The 20,937-nt window shown below is 66.5% G+C and carries 16 protein-coding genes and 1 pseudogene; 6 read left to right on the top strand and 11 right to left on the bottom strand.

The features are described 5' to 3' along the window. Positions 1-12 precede the first annotated feature (12 nt). The 5 genes from A9975_RS28295 to A9975_RS28275 all read right to left on the bottom strand — a co-directional run bounded on the left by A9975_RS28295 (position 13) and on the right by A9975_RS28275 (position 5,665). The gene (locus A9975_RS28295) at positions 13-885 is read right to left on the bottom strand and encodes a fumarylacetoacetate hydrolase family protein (RefSeq protein WP_183035636.1); all 873 of its coding nucleotides are present in this window, start codon (positions 883-885) and stop codon (positions 13-15) included. 220 nt (positions 886-1,105) lie between these two features. After that, the gene (locus A9975_RS28290; protein WP_183035635.1) at positions 1,106-3,220 is read right to left on the bottom strand and encodes a pyridoxamine 5'-phosphate oxidase family protein; all 2,115 of its coding nucleotides are present in this window, start codon (positions 3,218-3,220) and stop codon (positions 1,106-1,108) included. 58 nt (positions 3,221-3,278) lie between these two features. Next, positions 3,279-3,893 carry a glutathione S-transferase family protein gene (locus A9975_RS28285; protein WP_183035634.1) on the bottom strand — a complete coding sequence of 205 codons (615 nt, stop codon included), beginning with the start codon at positions 3,891-3,893 and terminating at the stop codon, positions 3,279-3,281. A gap of 226 nt (positions 3,894-4,119) precedes the next feature. Then, positions 4,120-5,031 (bottom strand): LysR family transcriptional regulator, encoded by a 912-nt coding sequence (locus tag A9975_RS28280; protein ID WP_183035633.1) that lies wholly within the window; start codon positions 5,029-5,031, stop codon positions 4,120-4,122. A gap of 442 nt (positions 5,032-5,473) precedes the next feature. Then, a complete protein-coding gene (locus A9975_RS28275) occupies positions 5,474-5,665 on the bottom strand; it encodes a hypothetical protein (RefSeq protein ID WP_183035632.1) in 192 nt (63 codons plus the stop codon). A gap of 533 nt (positions 5,666-6,198) precedes the next feature. Between A9975_RS28275 and A9975_RS28270 the strand changes: the two genes are divergently transcribed. Further along, positions 6,199-6,651 (top strand): GDP-mannose mannosyl hydrolase, encoded by a 453-nt coding sequence (locus tag A9975_RS28270; protein ID WP_183035631.1) that lies wholly within the window; start codon positions 6,199-6,201, stop codon positions 6,649-6,651. 225 nt (positions 6,652-6,876) lie between these two features. On the opposite strand, the pseudogene galU reads toward A9975_RS28270, so the two are convergent. After that, positions 6,877-7,734, bottom strand: a pseudogene (gene galU / locus A9975_RS28265) (UTP--glucose-1-phosphate uridylyltransferase GalU); the annotation flags it as partial. A 348-nt stretch (positions 7,735-8,082) separates the two neighbouring features. Here galU and A9975_RS28260 point away from each other — a divergent pair. After that, positions 8,083-8,664: a phosphatase PAP2 family protein gene (locus A9975_RS28260; protein ID WP_183035630.1), complete on the top strand. Its 582-nt coding sequence runs from the start codon at positions 8,083-8,085 to the stop codon at positions 8,662-8,664. Positions 8,665-9,114: 450 nt separating this feature from the next. Beyond that, positions 9,115-11,568 carry a hypothetical protein gene (locus tag A9975_RS28255; RefSeq protein ID WP_183035629.1) on the top strand — a complete coding sequence of 818 codons (2,454 nt, stop codon included), beginning with the start codon at positions 9,115-9,117 and terminating at the stop codon, positions 11,566-11,568. A 133-nt stretch (positions 11,569-11,701) separates the two neighbouring features. On the opposite strand, the gene A9975_RS28250 is transcribed toward A9975_RS28255, so the two are convergent. From A9975_RS28250 to A9975_RS28230, 5 genes are all read right to left on the bottom strand, one after another. Further along, positions 11,702-12,175: a transposase gene (locus A9975_RS28250; RefSeq protein ID WP_183035628.1), complete on the bottom strand. Its 474-nt coding sequence runs from the start codon at positions 12,173-12,175 to the stop codon at positions 11,702-11,704. Between the two features lie 145 nt (positions 12,176-12,320). After that, a complete protein-coding gene (locus A9975_RS28245; RefSeq protein WP_183035627.1) occupies positions 12,321-13,463 on the bottom strand; it encodes an acyltransferase in 1,143 nt (380 codons plus the stop codon). Between the two features lie 10 nt (positions 13,464-13,473). Continuing rightward, positions 13,474-14,199: a DapH/DapD/GlmU-related protein gene (locus A9975_RS28240; RefSeq protein WP_183035626.1), complete on the bottom strand. Its 726-nt coding sequence runs from the start codon at positions 14,197-14,199 to the stop codon at positions 13,474-13,476. Between the two features lie 258 nt (positions 14,200-14,457). After that, positions 14,458-15,600, bottom strand: coding sequence for an acyltransferase (locus A9975_RS28235; protein ID WP_183035625.1), 1,143 nt, complete (start codon positions 15,598-15,600; stop codon positions 14,458-14,460). A 137-nt stretch (positions 15,601-15,737) separates the two neighbouring features. Then, positions 15,738-16,973, bottom strand: coding sequence for a glycosyltransferase (locus tag A9975_RS28230; RefSeq protein WP_183035624.1), 1,236 nt, complete (start codon positions 16,971-16,973; stop codon positions 15,738-15,740). A gap of 318 nt (positions 16,974-17,291) precedes the next feature. Between A9975_RS28230 and A9975_RS28225 the strand changes: the two genes are divergently transcribed. The 3 genes from A9975_RS28225 to A9975_RS28215 are packed head-to-tail and all read left to right on the top strand — an operon-like array spanning position 17,292 to position 20,350. Beyond that, entirely contained in the window at positions 17,292-18,548 is a 1,257-nt protein-coding gene (locus A9975_RS28225) for an oligosaccharide flippase family protein (RefSeq protein ID WP_183035623.1), read from the top strand. Then, on the top strand, positions 18,548-19,612 hold the full coding sequence (locus tag A9975_RS28220) for a glycosyltransferase family 4 protein (protein ID WP_183035622.1): 1,065 nt from the start codon (positions 18,548-18,550) through the stop codon (positions 19,610-19,612). The genes A9975_RS28225 and A9975_RS28220 overlap by 1 nt, the downstream gene beginning before the upstream one ends. A 48-nt stretch (positions 19,613-19,660) precedes the next feature. After that, positions 19,661-20,350, top strand: coding sequence for a PIG-L deacetylase family protein (locus tag A9975_RS28215; protein WP_183035621.1), 690 nt, complete (start codon positions 19,661-19,663; stop codon positions 20,348-20,350). Positions 20,351-20,937: the final 587 nt, after the last annotated feature.

The following is a 20,937-nucleotide window of genomic DNA, read 5'->3' as shown; positions in this document are numbered from 1 at the left end:
GGTCGCGTGGCGTCAGGCGGCCCGGGGTGCCTTGACGGACCCGCTGGCTTCGGCCTCATCGGCAATGGTATTGCGCAGCGGCGCGAAACCGGTCACCGACACTTCGCACACATCGCCCGGGCGCATCAGCAGCTTGGGCTCGCGCGCCCAGCCGATGCCGCTGGGCGTGCCGGTCACGATCACGTCGCTCGCCTCCAGCGTGATGGCTTCGCTGATCACCGAGATCAGCGTGGCGATGTCGAAGACCATGGTATCCGTGCTGGCGGACTGCACCACCTTGCCGTTCAGGCGCGTTTCCAGCAGCAGGCCCTTGGCGCCGGCCGGCACCTCGCTGGCGGTCACCAGTTCGGGGCCGAAGGCGCCGGTGGCGTCGAAGTTCTTGCCCACCGTCCACTGCGGCGACAGGAACTGGTACTCGCGCACCGAGCCATCGTTGAACAGCGCATAGCCGGCGATGCAGTCGAGCGCGTCTTCCTTGGCGATGTGGCGGCCGCCCTTCTTCAGCACCACGGCCAGTTCGCCTTCATAGTCCAGCGTGTCGGACACGCGCGGGCGGATGATGGGCTGGCCGTGCCCCACCAGGCTGGTGTCGTAGCGCGGGAAGATGGTCGGGTAGGTCGGCTGCTCGTACTTGCTTTCCTTGGTGTGGTCGGCGTAGTTCAGGCCAATGCAGAAGATCTTGGCGGGATGCTCGACCACCGGCAGGAAGGTGATGTCGGCCTCCGACACCAGGCGGCCACTCGTCTGCTGCGACGCGTACGTCTCAAGGTCCACGCCGGCGGCCAGCAGCGATTCGAGCGATGCCTCGCCCAGGATACGGATCTTGTCGCCTTCGCGGGCGCCCAGGTGTTTCTTGCCATCGAGGATAAAGCGGACGTAACGCATCGGATTTCCTGTCTCACTAGGATTGGAATGGGCAATCGCTGTCGCGCGATCGTTGATCCATGCTAAGCGAAAATATATACAAAAACAACTTTTATAGATTGTTTTGGTGGGGGCGCCCAACTTTGTCGGCTGTTACGCACACGGACCGTCGTCGGTGCTGGCAAGGGTTGCCGGGGAAGGTTTTCTAGCGCCGGCGTTCGCGTTCTTCTGGCAAACCGGCTCAAAGATCCAGCTGCAGCGGCACGACGGCCTGGTTTCCGTCGGCATCCACCGCCGCTGGCACCGCGCAGCAGATCAGCGCTTCGCCTTGCGCCACGTCGAACTCCGGTGCTTTGGCGTAGGCCACCGCGCCCTGCAGCACACGCGTGCTGCACGAGCCGCAGCTGCCGCCACGGCAACCGAAGGCCGGCGCCAGGCCGCGCTGCTCGGCCAGCTCCAGCAGCGAGCCGCCGCCGGGCGTCCAGCGGGCTTCCTTGGCCGATTGCACAAAAGTGACTGGCACGGGCTGCAGCGCGGGCCTGGCTGTGGGCGCGGCCGGGCGGCCGGCGTCGCGGCTGCGTACCAGAGACGATGTGCCAAAGGCTTCCGCATGGATGCGTGAATCGGCGATGTTGAGCGCGCGCAGGCCATCGTAGAGCGATTGCATGAACGCGGTTGGCCCGCACAGGTAGAAGTCGTAGTCGTCGAGGGGCAGGCGCGTGCGCAGCAGGTCGATGTCGATGCGCCCGGACACGTCGTAGTCCTTGCCCCGGGTGGCGTCCTTCGGGTCGCTCAGCAGGCGCACCAGTTCCACCGCGCCGCCGGCGCTCTCGGTGAGCGTGGCTAGCTCCTTGCTGAATGCGCGCTCGGCCACCGTGCGCGCCGAATGGAAGAACCACGTCGGGCGGACCCGGCGCTTGCGCAGGCCTTCATAGACGATCTGGCGGAGCATGGCCAGCATCGGCGTGACGCCGATGCCCGCGGCCAGCAGCACGGCCGGCCTGCGCTCGGCGGCGTCGATGGTGAAGTGGCCGGTTGGCGCGCGGGCTTCGATCAGGTCGCCGACCTTGACGTTGTCGTGCAGGTGGCGCGACACGGTGCCGTCGCGCTTCACGCTGATACGGTACACATCGTCCGCCGGCGACACCGACAGCGTGTAGGTACGCGTCACCGGTTGCGCATGGCCCGCCAGCGTGACGCGAATCGGCAGGAACTGGCCTGCCAGATGCGCCACCCGGCCGGCGCCGTCAGCGGGTTCCAGGTGGAAGGACCGGATCACGCTGCTTTCGTCGACGATGCGCGCGACGCGCAAGGGCCGCCACGCGTTGGCCAGCGCCGCGGCGCGCTGGCGGCTGGCCGCTTCGTCCCAGTTGCCGGTCATCAGCGAGTTTGGCGATGCGCCATCGGCTTGCGGCTGCCAGCGCAGCGGCAGTGCTTCGTCGCGGCGCACGATCTGTTCGGGCAGGAAGCGCCACAGGCGTTCCGCGCCCTGGAAGGCGGCGATCTCAGGCGAGTCCAGGATGACCTCGGCCTTGCCGGAGAGCTGGAGCAGCTCGCCGGTGCTGAAGTCGGCAAAGACCAGGCCGGCGATGGGGTTGACCACGAAGTTGCCAAGCGTGTTGAAAAACAGGTTGCCGGCAAAGTCGGGAATGGTCAGGCCGCCGTCCGCATCGATCCGGACAAAGCCGGGCTTGCCGCCGCGATGCGACACATCCACCTGGCGCTCCCCCTCTTCGAGGTCCACGTAGGACGCAACGAAGAACGTGTCAGCGGAGCCAATCAGCGTGCGCGCGCGCGCATCCAGCGCGGTGAAGTGCCGCGCCGCCGCCGGGGCGGGCGCGCCTGGCGCGCGCGTGAATTCGAACACGCGCTTCTGGATGTACTGCGGGCAGTTGCCGAAGCTCTGCCCCACGTCGAGCCGCAGCACGCCATCGCCGCCACCTGCGCCGCGCCGTGCCGTGCCGTTCATGCGGTTGCGCCGGCGGGTCAGCAGGTCGATGCCCAGCAGGCCGATGGCGCTGCCGTCTTCCATGCCGGCGTCCGCCGGGTCGGCAGGCTCGCGGGCCATGGCGATGTTCAGCGTGGTGGCATCCGGCGAGTTCAGGAAGCCCGGCCGCCCGGCGCGCAGCGTCGCCCACACCCGGCCATCCGGCGCGACCGCGCCCAGCACCACCATGGGCAGCTGCGCGAAGAACTCGCGGTGCTGGTCGGGCATGTAGTCGCGCACCACACGCCGCCCGACGTCTTCCATGTGCCCGGCAACGCCTGCGCGTGCCTGCAGGCTACGCTCGCCGGCGTGCCAGGGCTGCGCGGGAGCATGGGTCGCTTGCGTGGATGGATGGGCTTGGGCGGACATGGCGGGTGCTCCTTCCTGTGCTGCGATCGGTGGCCAGGCTAATGGGCCGGCGTGCGAATCAGGCGGCGGCGAGGCCGGCCGGCGTCTGCTTGAACGCCACAAAGCCCGGCAGGGCTTCGATGCGCTGCAGCCAGGCCTTGACGTTGGTGTAGTCCGACAGATCGACAAAGCCCTCGGGCGCCCGGGCGATGTAGCTATACAGCGCCACATCGGCCAGCGTGGGGTGGCCGGCGGCCAGCCACGCGCCCTTGGCCAGCACGTCGTCAACACGCTTGAGGATGACGTGAGCGCGGGCTATCACTTCCTTGGCGTTGTAGGGGGCCCCGAACACGGTGACGAGGCGCGCGGCGGCCGGGCCGTAGGCGATCTCGCCGGCGGCGACCGACAGCCATTTCTGTACCGCGGCGGCACCGGCGGGCGATTCGGGTAGCCAGTCCGTCTTGCCGAACCTCTTGGCGAGGTACACCAGGATGGCGTTGGAGTCGGTGATCACGATGTCGTTGTCCACCAGCACGGGCACCTGGCCGAACGGGTTGAGCTTGAGGAATTCGGGGGCCTTGTGCGCGCCTTTGGCCAGGTCGACCTCGATCGCTTCGGCATCGGCGCCGATCAGCGACAGGAACAGGCGGACGCGGTGCGAGTGTCCGGAGAGGGGGTGGCAGTAGACTTGCATGGCGGTGATCCTTGGCGTGTTGGGTGAATGGCGCCGCCCGGTGGCAGCTGGCACAGGGTCCGAAGGGGTCTTGAAGGGTCCTTGGTCTTGGGATAAGGCCTGCCTGCGCCGTGTCCGGTCCGTGTGCTTGGATGGATCATAGGTGCAGCCCGAAGCACGAAAAACGGCCCCGGCGAGAAGGCACTATTCTCGTTGCGAGAAGAATCCGGGCGCCTGGCGCCCCCCGTCAGCTTTCCGGTGCGTTCAGCGTGCTGTCCGCGCGCAGCGTTTCGATGGCGAGGTCCAGGAAGGCGCGGACCTTGCGCGTGGCATGGCGGCCTTCCCGGTGGATCACGTTGATGGGCAGGGGCGGGGGCTCCACGTCGGCCAGCACGATGCGCAGCGAGCCGTCGCGCAGCTGCCTGGCCACCTGGTACGACAACAACCGCACGACGCCAAAGCCGGACACGGCCGCGGCAATCGCGGAGTCATTGGTGGTGGTGGTCAGGCGCGGCTGCAGCCGGGTGACGACGGGCGTGCCGTCGCGGTTGAAGCGCCACTCCGCCGTGTTGTTGGCGCCATTGGGCAGGATGGTCGCATGGCTGGCGAGGTCGTCCGGGGTTTGCGGCGCGCCGTGTTTGGCCAGGTAGGACGGCGCCGCGCATACCACGCGCCGCACCTGGCCCACGCGCACGGCTTGCAGCGACGAATCCGGCAGCGACCCGATGCGGATGCCCACGTCGATGCCTTCATCGACCAGGTTCACGATCCGGTCCAGGAACAGGCAGGTCGCGTCGACCTCCGGGTAGCGGTTCAGGTATTCGGTGACGATCGGCATCACGTAGGCGGCGCCAAATAACACCGAAGCCGTGATGGCAAGCTGGCCGCGCGGCGCCGCATGCGCGCCCGTAGCCGCCAGTTCGGCTTCGTCGATCTCGCTCAGCAGGCGGCGGCAGTTCTCGAAGTATGCCGCGCCGGTGTCGGTCATGCGGACCAGCCGCGTGGTACGGGTCAGCAGGCGCACGCCCAGGTGCGTTTCCAGCTCGTTGACGATGCGGCTGACCACCGATAGCGAGATATCCAGCTTGCGCGCGGCGGCGGTGAAGCCGCCTGTCTCCACCACGGTGACGAAGGTCTTCATGGCCTGCAGTCGATCCACGCCCGCTCTCCCGGCCCGTGCGGGCGCTTGATGATGTGGCCGAGTATATAAGGACTGATACGACGCCGTGCAGGGGGCGGTACATCGACGCGCCTGCCCATAAAAAAAGCCATTCCGAAGAATGGCTTCTTACACCCCGCGACATCCACACTACGTTGCTCCTGCCCCATTGGCTCTATGGCCTGTGTAGGCAATGCTGGAGTCACGCTGCGAAGACCGGCAAGCAAGTCGTTCCAGGCGGCCAAAGCCGCTTGTGGCCCAGCTTTCGGATTTACTAACTTATGCGCTGCAACTTGTCACGCGACGGATGATACGTACTAGCGTTGGCGCCTCGTATGAGGAAAAGCCCCTATTTTCCCTCGCTGTTCTCGCGCTCATTTGCGCCGCGGTGTGCCTCGTGGGGCACGCGCCTCGCCGGTCGTGCGTCACGACGCACACCGCGTTACCCGAAGATGCGCGTTTTGCCCGCAGCGTCGTGGCGCGCTGGTGCGCGCTCGCGGAGCTGGCGCTCCAGTTCGGAGATGCGATGGTCGACACGGGTCCGCTTGCGGTTGCGCCGGATTGCAAGTGCCGTGCACAGCACTGCCATAAGGATGCAGCCGAGCTGGGCGAGCTGTATCGGGTCGTATTGCATAGGAATTCCTGGGCATCGTCGCGCGCGGTGGCGCAGTCTGGCGCGCGGCCAGGGACTGTTGGCCGCCAGTGAAATAACGGCAGCGGCGGGAGAATTTTAAGGCATTGCCTGCACCTGGTGCGCCAGGTGCGCCAGCTGCGCCATGCAGTCGCCATCCGCCATTAGTTCGCCGGACCCAACGCCTGGTGCGCTAGCCCACCTTCGAATCACCTCGCCGCAGGTAGGCTCCATACGTCGCGGACAGGTCTGACCCACTTGGCCGTGCTTTGCGCCTCGCCTATCCCCCGGTGGGCGAGGCGTCTTTCTGCGCCGGCAGGGTCGTGTCGACGGGTTTCGGTCCAGCCCCGAGGCGGAACGAACTGTTCCCGGACCTCCGCGCGACATGCATGCCGGCGCTGTTCTTTTTTCGGGCCGGCACGCTTGCGGCGGGATGAAGCGGATCGAAGCAAGCTCAAGCAGGTTCAAGCGGGTTCAAGCGGGCTCAGGCAGGATCAAGCAGATGGTAGTCTTTCGATTTTGGAGTCGCGCGCGCCATGCTTGCCAAATCGGATTTCCTCTCCGTGGTTGCCAACACCCCGCTGGTCTCGATCGACCTGCTCGTCACCGATGTGCAAGGCCGGGTGTTGCTTGGCCGGCGCCGTAACCGGCCGGCGCAAGGGTCGTGGTTCGTGCCTGGCGGGCGCATCCGCAAGGACGAGGGCCTGGATGCCGCGTTCCGGCGCATCGTGGCGGACGAGCTCGGCCTCACCGGGGTCGAGCGCGGCGATGCCGCGCCGCGCGGCGTGTTCGAACATCACTATCCGGACAACTTCGCCGCAGAGCCCGGCATCTCCACGCACTACGTGGTGCTCGCCTATGCGTGGACCATGCCCGGCGCCGTGCCGCTCGGGCAACCTGACCAGCACAGCGAGTATTGCTGGATGACGCCGGCCGAGCTGCTGGCGCATGGCGAGGTGCACGAGAACACAAGGGCATATTTCCGCTGACCGGGGCCGGCTGCAAGACGGCCCCGGTGCTTCGCGCCGGGGTTGCGTCGGCCAGGGTCAGGCGGCCAGCGGAATCAAGCGCGTATCGCTCTCGGTTTCCGCTTCGGCCTGTGCTTCGGCCGGTGCTTCGGTTTGCACATCGGATTGCAGCCCGGGCATCGCGATTGCCGCTTGCGCCAGTCGGTCGCTGCCGTGGGCCAGGGCTTGCGTGACGATGGCGCATTCGGTGCGCAGGTACTGCGCGAACGGTGCGCTGACTTCAGCATGGCGCAGTGCGAACTCCACGGTGGCCTTCAGGTAGCCCAGCTTGCTGCCGCAATCGAAGCGGCGTCCCTCATAGCGGTAGGCCAGCGCCTGTTCGCGCGCCAGCAGCGCCTGGATGGCGTCCGTGAGCTGCAACTCGCCGCCGGCGCCCGGCTTGAGCGCGTTGAGGAATTCGAAGATGCTCGGCATCAGCACGTAACGCCCCACCACGCCGAGGTTGGATGGTGCCACTTCCGGCGCGGGCTTCTCCACGATGCCGGACATCTTGAAGATGCGCTCGTCCCAAGGCTTGCCGTCGATCACGCCATAGGAGCGTGAATCCTGCGGCTGGATCTCCTCCACGCCGATGACGGAGCTGTGATAGTGGTCAAACACCTCGATCATCTGCTTGAGCACAGGCGTGCGCGCGTCGAGCAGGTCGTCGGCCAGTATCACGGCGAAGGGCTCGTCCCCGATCAGCTTGCTGGCGCAGCGCACCGCGTGGCCCAGTCCCAGGGGCTCTGCCTGCCGCACGTAGAAGCAATCGACGTGGGCCGGCTTGATGCTGCGCACCAGGTCCAGCAATTGCTGCTTGCCGCGCGCCATCAGCTCGGCCTCGACCTCGTAGGACTTGTCGAAATGATCCTCGATGGCGCGCTTGCTGCGCCCCGTCACAAAGATCAGCTCGGTAATGCCCGCGGCCATCGCTTCTTCCACGGCGTACTGGATCAGCGGCTTGTCGACCACCGGCAACATCTCCTTCGGGCTGGCCTTGGTGGCCGGCAGAAATCGCGTGCCGAGGCCGGCCACCGGGAATACGGCTTTCCTGATCTTGAGCATGAAACTACCCCCGTCGTCTGGTTTGAAAGGCTTGGCGTCTTGCCGGCCGGTTGCCTTGGCGCGCGCGGCTCCTGCCGCATGGCATGGTCCCGGAGCCAGCCGTGGCCAAGCCAGCGTATCGCTGCGCAGCGCGCGCCATCTGCCAACAGTTCGCTGTATTCCGACAGCGCATGCATCGCGCCGCCCTGGCCTCGCGCGAGGGGCATACATTGTGGCCAATAGGAGGCGCCAACAGGAAGGCGCCAACAGGGCAGCCGGCAGCGTCATAGAAGGTGATCGATAAAGGCGATCGATGGCGAGATCAGCGGCGCGCTCGCCTGTACGCCAACGCAAACAGATGGAAACACGATGAACTGGTACCGGATCACAGACCTCGGCGATGCCGCGGTGACGCTGCCGCTGGCGCTGACCACTGGCCTGTGGCTGCTGCAAAGCACCGGGTGGCGGGTGGCGCTGCGCTGGGCCCTGTGCCTGGCGGCGGCCGCAGCGCTGGTGCTGGCCAGCAAGCTGCTGCACACCGGCTGCGGCACGGTGCTGGAGAGCTTCGACATGCGCGTGATCAGCGGCCACGCGATGCTTTCGTCGGCGGTGTGGTCCGTGTTCCTCGGCTTGCTGTTGCGCAGCTTCCGGGCCACGTGGCGCCAGGCCGGCTTCGTGCTCGGCCTGCTGCTGGCGGCCTTGATCTGCTTTAGCCGCGTGCGCCTGGGCGCCCATACACCGGCCGAGGTCATCGCCGGGTGGCTTCTGGGCGGCGCCGTCGCGTTCTGGGTGCTGCGCGCCTGCCAGGGCGCGCCGAAGCGGCTGGGCAAATGCCTGATCGCCGGCGTTGCCCTGCTCGGGCTCTGTACGGTGGCTTACGGACGCCATGCGCCATTCCAGCAGATCATCTGGCACTACTCGCCGTATTACGCCCCGGTGATTTGCTACTAGTGCCGCCAGTGGTGCCGCCAGTGCCGCTGGGGCACCGCCTGTTCCCGGCGCGCACTGGCCATGCCTGCGGCTCTGGCTTCGTCCGATAAGCACTAAATCCTGGCGGCCATAGCCAGGGGCGTGCGGGTAAACTTCAATCCGGCGCGCTCACCACAATGGTGCGCCAGGCTTCGTTCGGCCCGGACCCTGCCAGCTACGCCGGAGGGCTCACTCAACCCCGCCGCGGCAGGTCTTGCCCGCCGCGCGTCTCACATGCCTTGCGTTGCGGCCTTGCCCTGGCTGGCCGCGCCAGGGGCATCGCGAATAAGACGCCTCGGCCAGAGGCTGCACGAGCAAGGCGCGTCCAGCGCCCGCCAGTTTTCCATTCATTCGGGGGCCTACGGGGTCCCGCGTTACCGCGTTACTGTTGCGCCCGCGTTGACCCGACGCAGGCCAAACGATGGGGAAGCCATGTCGACGCTTACCAGCCCGAACCCGGCCCCGGCTGCGGGGAGCCCTTGGATACGTGTTGCCTTGCAGCGCGCCGGCATCCTGTTGCTGCTGTTGTTTGCCATCGCGGGTTGCGGCGGCGACCGCAGCGGCGACGCCACCAGCGTAACCCCCGCTGCAACCCTGCAGCCGGCGGATGTCACCTGGACGCTGTGCGCCTCGGAATACCAGACCTGCGCCTTCACCGGCACCCACCAGGTCAAGTACGGCACCGATACGCAGTACGTGATCAAGACCTTCACCGGCGGCACCGGTTGCGACAACGGCGTGTTCGGGGATCCCGCGTCCGGGTTTGCCAAGAGTTGCTGGTACGACTCCGGCACGAGCGGCGCGACGACGCCGCCTGCCACCAGCACCTGGGTTGCCTGCAGCTCGGAAAACGGCTTCTGCAGCTTTACCGGCACACGCCAGGTCCGCTACGGGACAGCCACGCAATACGTCACCCTGACCTTCACCAATGGCGTGGCCTGCAACAACGGCGTGTTCGGCGACCCCGCGCCCGGCTTCGGCAAGACGTGTTCGTATGAGGACACCGGCACCACCACGCCCACCACGCCCACGACACCGACCACCCCGACCACGCCAGTGACGCCGACGGGCAGCGGCACGCTCAGTTGCACCGCGCCTGCCGGCAGCGTCGCCGCCGCGGGCGGTGGCGATGCCATCGAGATGGATACCCCGGGCGGCGACGGCACGCGGATGTTCGCCTCGGGCAGTACCTTCCAGGTGAGCGTGACCACTCGCGCCGGCAGCGCGGACACGGTGAACTGGCAGATCTCCGACACCTGGAACAAGGTGCGCGCCAGCGGCCAGTTCCCGGTCGCCGCCGGCGCGATCGTGTCAACGCTGAACTGCACGTCCACGCTGTCAGGCTACTTTGCCGGATCGGCAAGCCTGGCCTCCGGCGCAGGCTCGCTGCTCGCACGCGGCACCCGGCCCAGCGGCATTGCGACGTTCGGTGTACTGCCCGACGTCTCTTCGGTGCTCCCACCGGTCAGCTACGCCAGCCAGGACCTGCACCGCTTCGGCGGGCAAGGCGCGGCCTACCTGCTGCCCGGGCAAGGCTGCTGCGACGGCGACGGCTATCGTCCGCTCTATCCCGCGCTGGGCCTGTCGTGGGCCAACGACAACCGCAACTGGTACGTGGAAGAACCCAACGGCCCCAATACGTTCAATCCCGCGGTGGACCACCTCGCCTCGTACTTCAAGCCTGGCAACCTGATGCGGCTGATCCAGCTCGATGGCATTCCCGCCTGGGCGAGTCCCACCGGCGTGGCCACCCACAGCTACGCGCCGAAATCCTTGCCCGCCTACCAGGACTACATGACCCGGGTGGGGCAGGAGTCGAACACGGTGCGGACCCGGTATTTCCCCGCGCAATCGGCCAACTACTACCAGGTGACCTGGGAACCCGACTACAACGGCGGCCTGCCGTGGCTGGATACCGATGCCAACTTCACCGCGATGTACAAGGCCACCTTCCAGGGCGTCCACAGCACCGACCCGAGCGCGGTGATCATGGGCACCACCAACGCCATGGTGCGTGAGAACACCGTCTGGCTGAACCGGCTGGCGCCGCTGGGTTTTGCCCAGTATCTCGACGGCGTGACGGCGCACGGCTACTACGACGTAGGCACTTCGCCATCGCATCCGCCAGAGCGCCTGGTCGGCAACAGCGATCCCTCCAATGCCGCCAACGCCCTGCCGGCCGCCATGCGCGAATTGCGCCATGCAGTCGCGACCCTGCTCAAGCGCGGCGCGCGGCTGTTCGTCACCGAGACTGGCATCAGCTACGACCTCGGCTCAGCTTATGGTCCGAACTACCCGACGCAGAACGTCCTGTACGCACATGGCGCGGTGGTTGCCCGCACGCACCTGATACTGCTGGGAGAAGGCGCGGACGTGACTTATATGTTTTACGCCACGGACATCCCCACGGACGCTGCCGGCTACGGCTTGTTCTTCGACCTGGTCAACCCGCAAGGCACCTACGGCCCCGCCAAGATCAGCCCGAAGCCCGCCGCGCTGGCAGTAGCGGCGATGACCCGGCTGATCGACGGCACCAATACGCTGGGGCCGCTCAATGGGCTGCCGTTCGGCGTCTATGGCTATGCATTCCAGCGGCTCAACAATGGCAGCGTTGTGACGGCATTGTGGGCGCACAACAATGCCAACTGGAGCGCGAGTACGGGGTTCAGCGCGACGTATAACGTTGCCTATAACCTGCAGGTGGACGCGCCCGGGTCCAGCGGGCAGGTGACGGTGCTGGACATGATGGGGAATGCCGCGTCCGTGGCCTACTCGAATGGTCAGGTTGCACTGGCTCTGACGGAGACGCCGGTTTATGTGATATCCACCAATGCTTCCGTGGCGCAGGGGAATGTGACTACGCCGGAGGGGTATGTGGGGAGGTAGGAGGCTTGGGGGGAGGCCGCCGTTGCCGCTCTTGCCAGGGCATCCGGCCGGCGGCGCAGGTGATTGTGATTGGGGGGCTTGGGGGATCTAGCAGCTGTCGCGGACACGCGACAGCTGCGCGCAATCACCGCAGTCACTTATCCTCAGGCGCAGCAAACAACGAAGTCACATTCTTGGTCAGCACCAGCAACGTCGCGGTTTCGGCTAACGCTTGCTCCTTGCGCCTCAACTCCCTCTCCAACTCCCGAATCCGCTTCTGATCCTGCTCATGCCGCCTGCGCACCGCGCCAATCCCGCGGTTGTCCGCCAGCGCCGCCGCGGCGCTTTGCCGCCAGCATTCCAGCTCGGTCGGGTCGATCGCATTTTCGCGGCACCAGGCGGTTTTCTGCAATTCGCCCATGGCGCCGGTGGCAAGCACGGCATCCAGGCGCGCCTCACCGGCGCCGGCCGGGTTGGCCGGGGGTGGGGCGAGGGCCACCGCGCGCCAGCGCTCCAGTGCCGCTGGCGATATCCCCATCTCGGCGGACACCTGCGCAACACTGGCGTTCTCGGGAGGCAGCATCCGCGCAACGGCGCGTTCCTTGAAGGACTGTGTATATCTAGCCACTGTGATTCACCTTGATTCCTCTGTTGCCGCTCGGTTGCTGTCCTTCCTCTCCCGGGGCAAGGCCATGGCCCGGGGTATTGGCAGTCGGTAACTCGAGTCCCGCGCGGCACGTGGCTTACGCCCGCGGGGACGGCGTCGGGTCAGCTCACGCAGCGTGCTGCTCGGCCGGCTGTGGGGCGGGCGTGCCGCGGCGGCGGGCCGGGAACAGCGCATCGCGAATGCGCAGGAAGGGGAACTCGATCGCGCGCGTGGCAGCGTAGCCGGCGATGATCGCAACGGCAAACTGCAGCGCAAGGGCTAGCCCCCAGGCCACCATGACGGGGATGCCGAACGTGCTGGCCTTGCGAATAAACACGTCGCCCGGGGCCAGCGCCACGGAGTGCCACAGATAGATGCCGTAGGAATACACGCCGATCCATGCCACCGCGCGGTATAGCCTGGCGCCGCGTATCGCCCCGGAGTATTCAAGCACCAGCACGATCAGCGCGGCAAAGCCGATGGCCTGGATCGTGTAGCCGATGCTCTCCTCGAGCACCAGGTTGCGCTGCAGGAATACCAGCCAGACCACCGTGCCTGCCACCACGGCCAGCAGCAGCAGTTTCTGCCCGGCGATGCGGCGGTACAGTTCCGGCTTCATCCAATAGACCGTGGCCAGCATGACGCCGAAGAGCAGGCTGTCGATGCGATATTGCGTGTAGGCGGAGGCCGCTTCCAGCTCGCCACTGGCGACCGCGGCGCAGCGCGCGGCCAGCACCACCACGCACAAGGTGCCCAGGGTCCACAGGATGGTGTTGGCGCGCACGCGCAGGCGGGCGAACAGCAGCACCAGCGCCGGCAGGAACAGGTAGAAGTGTTCTTCCACGGCAAGGCTCCAGGTCTGCGCAATGGAGGAGCCAAGGTAGTTCTGCATGTGCGTGAGATTCTGGTACAGGAAGGTGCTGGTCGGGTGGCGGCCGGCCAGCACGTGGAACAGGATCAGGGCGTAGTAGGCGGGCCAGATCTTGAAGATGCGGCGGATGATAAAGCGCCGCGCATCCACGCTGCCGCTCTGCGCGTACTGGCGCAGCAACAGCCCCCCGACCAGGAAGCCACTCAGGGTAAAGAACAGGTTGACCCCTTCGCGCCCGAAGTTCTTGAGCGGATACTCGATCAGGGCGACCCACTGGCTGCCGGTGCTGACCGTGTGGAAGTGCATTCCCATCACGGCAATGATGGCCAGCCCGCGAACGAAATCGAGCTCGATGGACCGGCTGGTCGGGTTGACGTCGCGGCTTGCCTGGTAGTCCATGCTGTTCTCCTTATAGGGGGCCGGAAGGGGTCGTGATGGCGGCGTGGCCGGGCGGGTCGAATCGCTTGCGGATGAACCGGCACGGATTGCCGCCGTAGATGCCTTCGGCCTCGAGCGAGTGATGCACCACCGAGAGCGGCGTGACCACCGCCGAGCGGCCGATGGTGATGCCCTTCTGGATGACGCACTTGGACGTGATCCACACACCGTCCTCGATCACGATCGGCGCGACATGCAAGTCCATGTTGCTGTCCAGGTCGTGCGAGCCCGCCGTCAGGAAGCTGCCTTGCGAGATGCAGACGTTGGAGCCGATGCGGATGCTGGCCTGGTTGTAGATCCACACATCCACGCCGAACCAGCAGCCGTCGCCGACTTCCAGGTTCCAGGGCGACTTGACGCGCAGCGGGTGCACCAGCCGGCAGTGCTGGCCGATACGCGCACCGAACAGGCGCAGCAGGGCGACGCGCAGCCCGGAGAACGGATTCAGCTTGTTGTTGATGATGCCGGCTTCGACCAGGAACCACGCCGCCTCGACCAGCAGGCTGCGCCGGCGCACGTAGTTGCCCTTGCCGGCGCGGGTGAGGTCGATGACGCGATGTCCCGGCGTGCCGTCCCGGCTTGCATCGCGGTTGCCTTCGCGGTTGCTTTCACGATTGGCCTCGCGGCTACTGTCACGGCCAGCCCCGCGTGGATCGCCGACCACATCGAGACAATCGGCATAAGCTTCGGTATCCATGTTCCGCCTCTCACTGGGTGGCCCCGCGGCGCTCCCGGCAATGCTGGGCATCGCCGCGCGGAAGAATCCATCGTATTGCGCGCTGCATCCTGCATCCTGCATTCGCAGGAACGCGAATTCATTCATTACGTTCCTGTCGGGAAAATTATCGAACGTGAAAACGTGGCTGGCCCGCAATTTGGCGCGATTGGCCTTTCGCAAGGGGCGTTTTGGCGGCTCCGCACTACGCCGGGCGCGCAGCGCGGCTTGGCCGCGAGGTCAGGCGCCGATCTTGCCCTTGCCAAGCATGTCGGCGTTGCCGCGCGTGACCGCCGGGAAGAGCGCGTCGCGCAACCGCAGGAAAGGCAATTCAACGGCACGGGTGGTCAGGTAGCCCGCCGCGATCGCAATGGCGAACTGCATGACGAGCGCCAGCACCCAGACCATCGCCGGGGGCAGCCCATATGCCAACGCCTCATGAATGATCAGGGCGCCGGGCGTGCGCGCCACCGTATGCCACAGATAGATGCCATAGGAATACACGCCGATCCAGGCGATGGCCCGGTACGCGACGCTGTCGCGCAGGCGGCCTGAATGCTCCAGCACCAGCACGATCAGGGCGATGAAGCCGATGGACTGGATGGTGAAGCCGATGCTCTCCTCGACCACGATATCGGCCTGGCAGAACAACAGCCATGCCAGCAGTCCCGCCACCACCGCGGCCAGCCAGCCGCGCCGTGCCGCCAGCTTGTGGTAGATGCCGGGCTTCAGCCAGTACAGCACTGCCAGCATCACGCCAAACAGCATGCTGTCGACGCGATACTGCGTGTACACATAGGCGCCCCGGATGTCGCCGCCGGCGACGGCCGCGCTGCGGGCCAGCAAGACCAGCACGCACGCCACCGCAAGCAGCCATAGCAACCGTCCCGGCGTCAGCCGCCAGCGCGCGCACAGCAGCAGTGCAATCGGCAGCAGCAGGTAGAAGTGCTCTTCCACCGCCAGGCTCCAGGTCTGCGCGATGGAGCTGCCGAGATAGTTCTGCAGATGCGTCGCGTTCTGCAGCAAGAAGGTGCTGCGCGCATGATGGCCGGCCAGCGCGTGGACCAGGATCAGCAGGTAGTAAGCCGGCCAGATCTTGAAGATCCTGCGAATGAAGAAGCGCCACGTGTCCACGGTGCCGGTCTGCGCGTACTGCCGCAGCAGCAATCCGCCTACCAGGAATCCGCTGAGCGTGAAGAACAGCGTGACGGCTTCCCGCCCGAAGTTCTTCAGGGGATATTCAAGCAGCCAGATCAGGCGGCTGCCGGTGTCGACGGTGTGGAAGTGAATGCCCATGACGGCGATGATGGCCAGGCCCCTGACGAAATCCAGTTCGACGAAGCGGCTGTGGGAACGCGCGTGCGCGTCTGCGGTGCGATGCATGCAAAGGGCCTCCTGCCGGTGCGTTTGCGCACGGCGTGCTGTCGACCCTGGGTGATATGGATTCGTGGCCATGGCGTTGCCATGGCTGCGCGTGCAGCGGCACCCCGAACGGGTACGGCTTGTATCGGAAGCGAGCGTCAGGCAGCCGCGCGGCGCAGGGTTTGCTTGAATTCGCTCAAGGTATGCCGGGCAAGCAGGTGGGCCCTGGCGGATGCGGCCTGCGGCGCCGGTGCCGCCACGGGCCGTGAGAGTTGGTCCAGCGCGCGCTGGATGGCGGGGCCGGACAGGTCTTCCAGCACTGGCCCGAGTTCCTGCCCCTGGCAGAACCAGCCGATCAGTCCGTCCGTGGTGGCGATCACGGGCTTGCCAAAGCGGTAGGCCTGCACCAGTACCCCGCTCATGCCGTAATGGCCCTTGTAGCCGAGCCAGACGGCATCGCAGGCGGAGAACAGGTCGGCCTCTTCCTCGTTGGTGATGAAGCGGTCGAAGATCACGGGCGGCGGCGACAGCGTGGACGCGGCTGCCTGCAGGAACGCGCGCGTCTGCGGGTCTTGCTGCCCTGCCACCACGAGCGTGGGCGCGCGTGGGTGGCCGGCCAGCGCGGTGACCAGCTCGCAAATGCCCTTGCGTTGCGTGACCGCGCCGTACACCAGCAGGTAGGTGCCGGCGCCGTGTGGCGGGTTTTCCGGGCTTTCCGGTCCTTCAGGGCCTTGGCCCAGCCCCAGCCGCTGCCTGGCGGCAACGGGATCGGCAGGCAGCGCGTCGGGACAGGGATCGGCCAGGTAGGCGAGGGCGGTGCGGCCGTTGCCGCGTGGATACCACTGCGGCAAGGTCGGGTCGATCGACAGCAGCGTCTTCATGCCGCCGGACTCGACGGCGCGCCGGAACAGCCAGGTCTTGACCGCGTTCACCAGCGGCTGGTGCGGCGATTTCACGCCCACCTTGCTGTGGTGGAAGTTTGCGCGCATCGTGATGCCAACCCATGGCACCTTGGCGAATGGCGAGCCAAGCAGCGGGAGCACGTAGAGGAAGTAGTCGGCATAGGGCACCAGCACCAGCGAGATGTCGCGCAGGCCGGCGGCAACCTGGAAGGCATGGCGGAAAGTGCGCCAGAAGCGCACATAGCTGAGCTTGCCGAGGCCGCTGCCCACCGCGGGCGGTGGCTGCGTAAAGACGATGCTGGCGACGATGCCGGCGGCGGGATCCTGCGCGGCCAGCATGCGCTGGGCGAGCGGATGCGCCTGGTTGCCGGGGTCGGTCACCACCATGCAGTGGTAGCCGGCTTCCGTGTAGGCCTGCACCGCCCATTCGACGTAGCGCCAGCGGTGGCCGGTGAAATCGTGCTCGATGATCAGTGCGGTCGGCTTGGACATCGCGTCTCCAGGCACGGTGGGGCCAGCCCGGTGTGCTGCGGGTTGCGGATGTTGCCACACTAACACCGCCGTCTTTGCGCCGGCCGCCAATTTGCGGGCCGGCTTGGCGGATAAAGGCTGTATTGCGCAAGCCCACCCGGGCGCCGCGCGCAAGTGACGGCAAGTGACGGATTAACGCTAGGCGATGGCGATTCCTGTTGCCCCGCCTACGGTAAGTTGTGCTTCATGGCTGGCGCGCGGCGCCGGCCGGGCCGGCACGGATGCCCGTGGCGGCCGCACCGGTGCCTGGCATCGGCGCTCAACCCATGGTGGGGCAATATGGCCAGATCCCTGAGGAATGCCTTCTTCCTGCCGCTGACCGGCCTGCATGCTAGTTCGGCCGCGTGGGTGCTGGGGCAGCAGGTGCTGGTGCGGGGGCTGGTGGCCATCAAGTTCCTCATGGTCGGGCGCATTCTCGGCCCGTCGGCGGTCGGTGTCGCCGCCGTGGCGCTGCTGGCCGTGGCGATTGCCGAGGCGCTCAGCGATACCGGCTTGCCCCAGGCGGTGGTGCAGGACAAGCAAACGCCCACCCCCGACCAGCTTAGTGCGCTCTGGACCGCGCTGACGTGCCGGGGCGCGGGGGTGGCATTGCTGCTGGTCGCGCTGGCGCCGCTGCTGGAGGCGCAGTTCCACCTCGCGGGCTCCTTGCTGCTGCTGCAGCTGGCCGCCGCCCTGCCGCTGATCCGCGGCCTGGCCTCGCCGGCCTATTTCGTGGTGACGCGCGACCGGGGCTTCCAGCATATTGCCGGGATCGAGGTGGCGGCCGCCGGCACTGACTGCGGCGTCAGCCTGGCGTGCGCCTTCGCGGGCGCGGGCGCCATGTCCATCCTGATCGGGCTGCTCGCCGGCGAATCCGTCAAGACCGCGCTCACCTGGCTGAGCATGCGCCCCCGGCCGCCTCTGCGCCTTCGGTGGGCCGGCATCGGCCATTACGTGGGGTTCAGCCGCTGGATCTGGGCGGGCAGCGTGGTCAACCTGCTGCTCAACCAGTTCGACAAGGTCATCGTTGGCAAGCTGCTCGGCCCGGCCCAGCTGGGCGCCTACCAGATGTCGTCCAAGTTCGCGCAGATGCTGCTCGCCGATGCGGGCATCGCGATCTCGCAGTACCTGTTTCCCACCTTTGCCGCTCGTTTCCGCAAGCAGGATGGCTCCGATGCGGTGCTGCTGCGCCGCTTCGTGGTGGTCGGCGGCCTGGGGCTGGCGATCGTGGTGGTGGTGCTGCGGCTGGTGGCGGAGCCGCTGTTCCTGCTGGTGCTGGGGCCTGCCTGGCTCGGCGCGGTGCCGTTGTTCCGCATCTTCACCATCAACATGGCGATTGGCGGGCTGATTGCCGTGCTGGTCGCCTACCTGCGCGCCGTGGGCATTCCCAAGGCCGCCACGCATGCCTCGGTGCTCCAGGTCTGCGTATTGCTGGCCACGGTGCCGCCTGCCACCCGTTACTGGGGTGCGCAGGGCATTGCCTGGTCGATGACGGCGGGCCTGGCGGTCGCTGCGGCATGGATGCTCTACCAGATCCTGAAAATGAGGAGGGTGTGATGCGGATTCTCCATCTTGTGCTGGCACCGCGCCTGTCAGGCGCGGAGATGCTGGCAAAAGACCTGGCCATCTACCAGCAGGCCCACGGCGACACGGTCTGCGTGTCGGCCCTGATGCCGCAGCAGGATGACTTCGCGGCGCTGCGCGCGCAGCTCGATGCGGCTGGCGTGCTGTGCCTGTTTCCCGACCGGCCCCAGCGCCTGGCGGGCCGGCTCTGGCACCTGCGCGGCGTGCTGCGCGACTACCAGCCGGACATCATCTTCGCGCACGCCACCATCCCGGCCTTCTACGCGCGGGCATTGCCGTCGCGGGTGCCGGTGGTCTACGTGATGCACTCCGCCGCCAACGATTTCGAGAGCACCATGTTCCGCTATGTCGAGCGGATGCTGTCCACGCGCGCGCGCGCGGTGATCGGGGTGTCGCAGGGGAATCTGCGCGATTACATCAACTCGGTGGGCACGCACCCGTTGATGGCGGTGATTCCCAATGGCGTGGACACCCGGCGCTTTTTTGTGCGGCCCGCGGGCCAGCGCGAGGCAGCGTCGCGGCTCGTCATCCAGGTGGGCCGCTATGCGGCGATCAAGAACCAGCTGCATACCGTGCTGGCGTTTCGCGAGGCGCTCAAGAGCGTGCCGAACGCGCGGCTGGAGATGTATGGCGTGATCGAGGATCCCGATTACTACGTCAAGGTCTGCGCCCTGGTGGAAGAACTGGGCCTGGCCGACAAGGTGCGGGTCAACGGGCCGCAGACCAATATCCCGGAGCTGCTGGCGGGCGCAGCCGTATTTGCCATGCCGTCCGCGTCGGAGGCGCACAGCATTGCCTTTCTCGAAGCATTGGCCACAGGCATGCCGGTGGTGGCGAGCGGCATCCCCGCCTTTGCCTTCGCCCGCGACTTCGCCGGTGTGCAACTGCTGGACACCGGCGACGCCGCAGCCTATGGCGCGGCGCTGACCGTGGCGCTGGCGCAGCCGCGGGTCGCGCGCTCGCTCGATGGCCTGACGCTCAAGGACACGGCCGACCAGTACCGCGCGCTGGCGCGCAGGCTGATCAGCACGGCGTGACGGCCGCCCTTGGGCGCCTGGCATCACGTGATAAGAGCAGGAGGAGATATGGAACGCAAACGTGTACTGGTGCTGAGCCCCCACGCGGACGACGCGGAGCTGGGCGTGGGCGCCTACCTGGCACGGGTCATCGATGCCGGCGGCGAAGTGATGGTGGCCCTGGCAACGGTAGGACTGAGCCGGTCGCTCTGCCTTGGCCGCGAGGTGACCGAACAAGAACGGCTGGACGAATTCTCCGAATCGATGGCCGTGCTTGGTGTACAGACGACCGAGGTCCTCACCAGGGGACTCGATGGCGTGCTCGACAGCTTCCCGCGCGCGCAGATGGTCGGCATGCTGGACGCGCTGCAGAACCGCTTCGAGCCGGACGAGGTGCTGATTCCGCTGTCGTCTTCGCACCAGGATCACCGCTATTGCTGGGAGGCCGGCGTTGCCGCCACGCGCCTGAACCCCGCCAAGCATGCCCCCCGCCTGGTGGCGGCCTATGAATATCCGGCCACTTGCTGGGGCGGCGGCGGCATCGTCAATCCCTTGGGTGGCTCGCTCTATATCGATGTGAGCGCCACCTGGTCGCGCAAGGTGGAGGCGTTGCGCAGGCACCGCTCGCAAATGCATGAGGGCGCCGGGCACCTGGTCAGCATCGAAGGCGTCACGGCGCTGGCGCAGTGGCGTGGTGCGGAAGCCGGCTTCGTGCTGGCGGAGGTGTTGCACATCATGCGCGCGCGCTGGCCGGGATGAGATTGGCCTGCTGCCCCAAATCTGCGCATGCACAGGGCCGCGCGCCAGGGGCAGTGTTACGCACCGCGGCGCCAACAGACTAGTCCGGCACGCTTGCGTCAACTTTTTTAGTCACCTGCTGCGCCGGGCCAGGTACCCGGCGCGCCGGCACTCGCGCGCTCCATCTTTCAGTCCCCCAGGTCAAGCAAGCCGTCTGTGTTGTGACGGCGACGACATGTTGCGCCCCGCCCGGGCGCAATTATTTCATTAATCGAAGTAGCGACAGAGAAAATCCGGGATCGCCATCTTGCGATATATCCTCGTTGCTGATCTGATGTATTAATTAATTTGTCATAATTTTTTGTCTAGGCCAAATTCAAATGTCCTCTCTTTGGCCAGATCAGAATGTCCGGTTTAATGCAGGATGGTTTTGATTCTTTTACGTCTTTTTCCTGGCTGTTTCCGTAAGGCAGTCGAGCTGGCCTGAGGCGGTAAGGTATCTACAGGGTGGGGCGGTTGCGTCAGTTCATCGATGGCGCGACGCAAGTCTTCCGCATTCAGCTGCCGTTGTGGTTTCGTGCCCGGGGCCGCCTGTTCGGGCCGTTGCC

Origin of the sequence: Cupriavidus sp. UME77, assembly GCF_014170355.1 — a bacterium.
GTDB classification, from domain to species: Bacteria; Pseudomonadota; Gammaproteobacteria; order Burkholderiales; family Burkholderiaceae; genus Cupriavidus; species Cupriavidus basilensis.
This window is presented reverse-complemented; position numbering and strand designations above follow the sequence as displayed.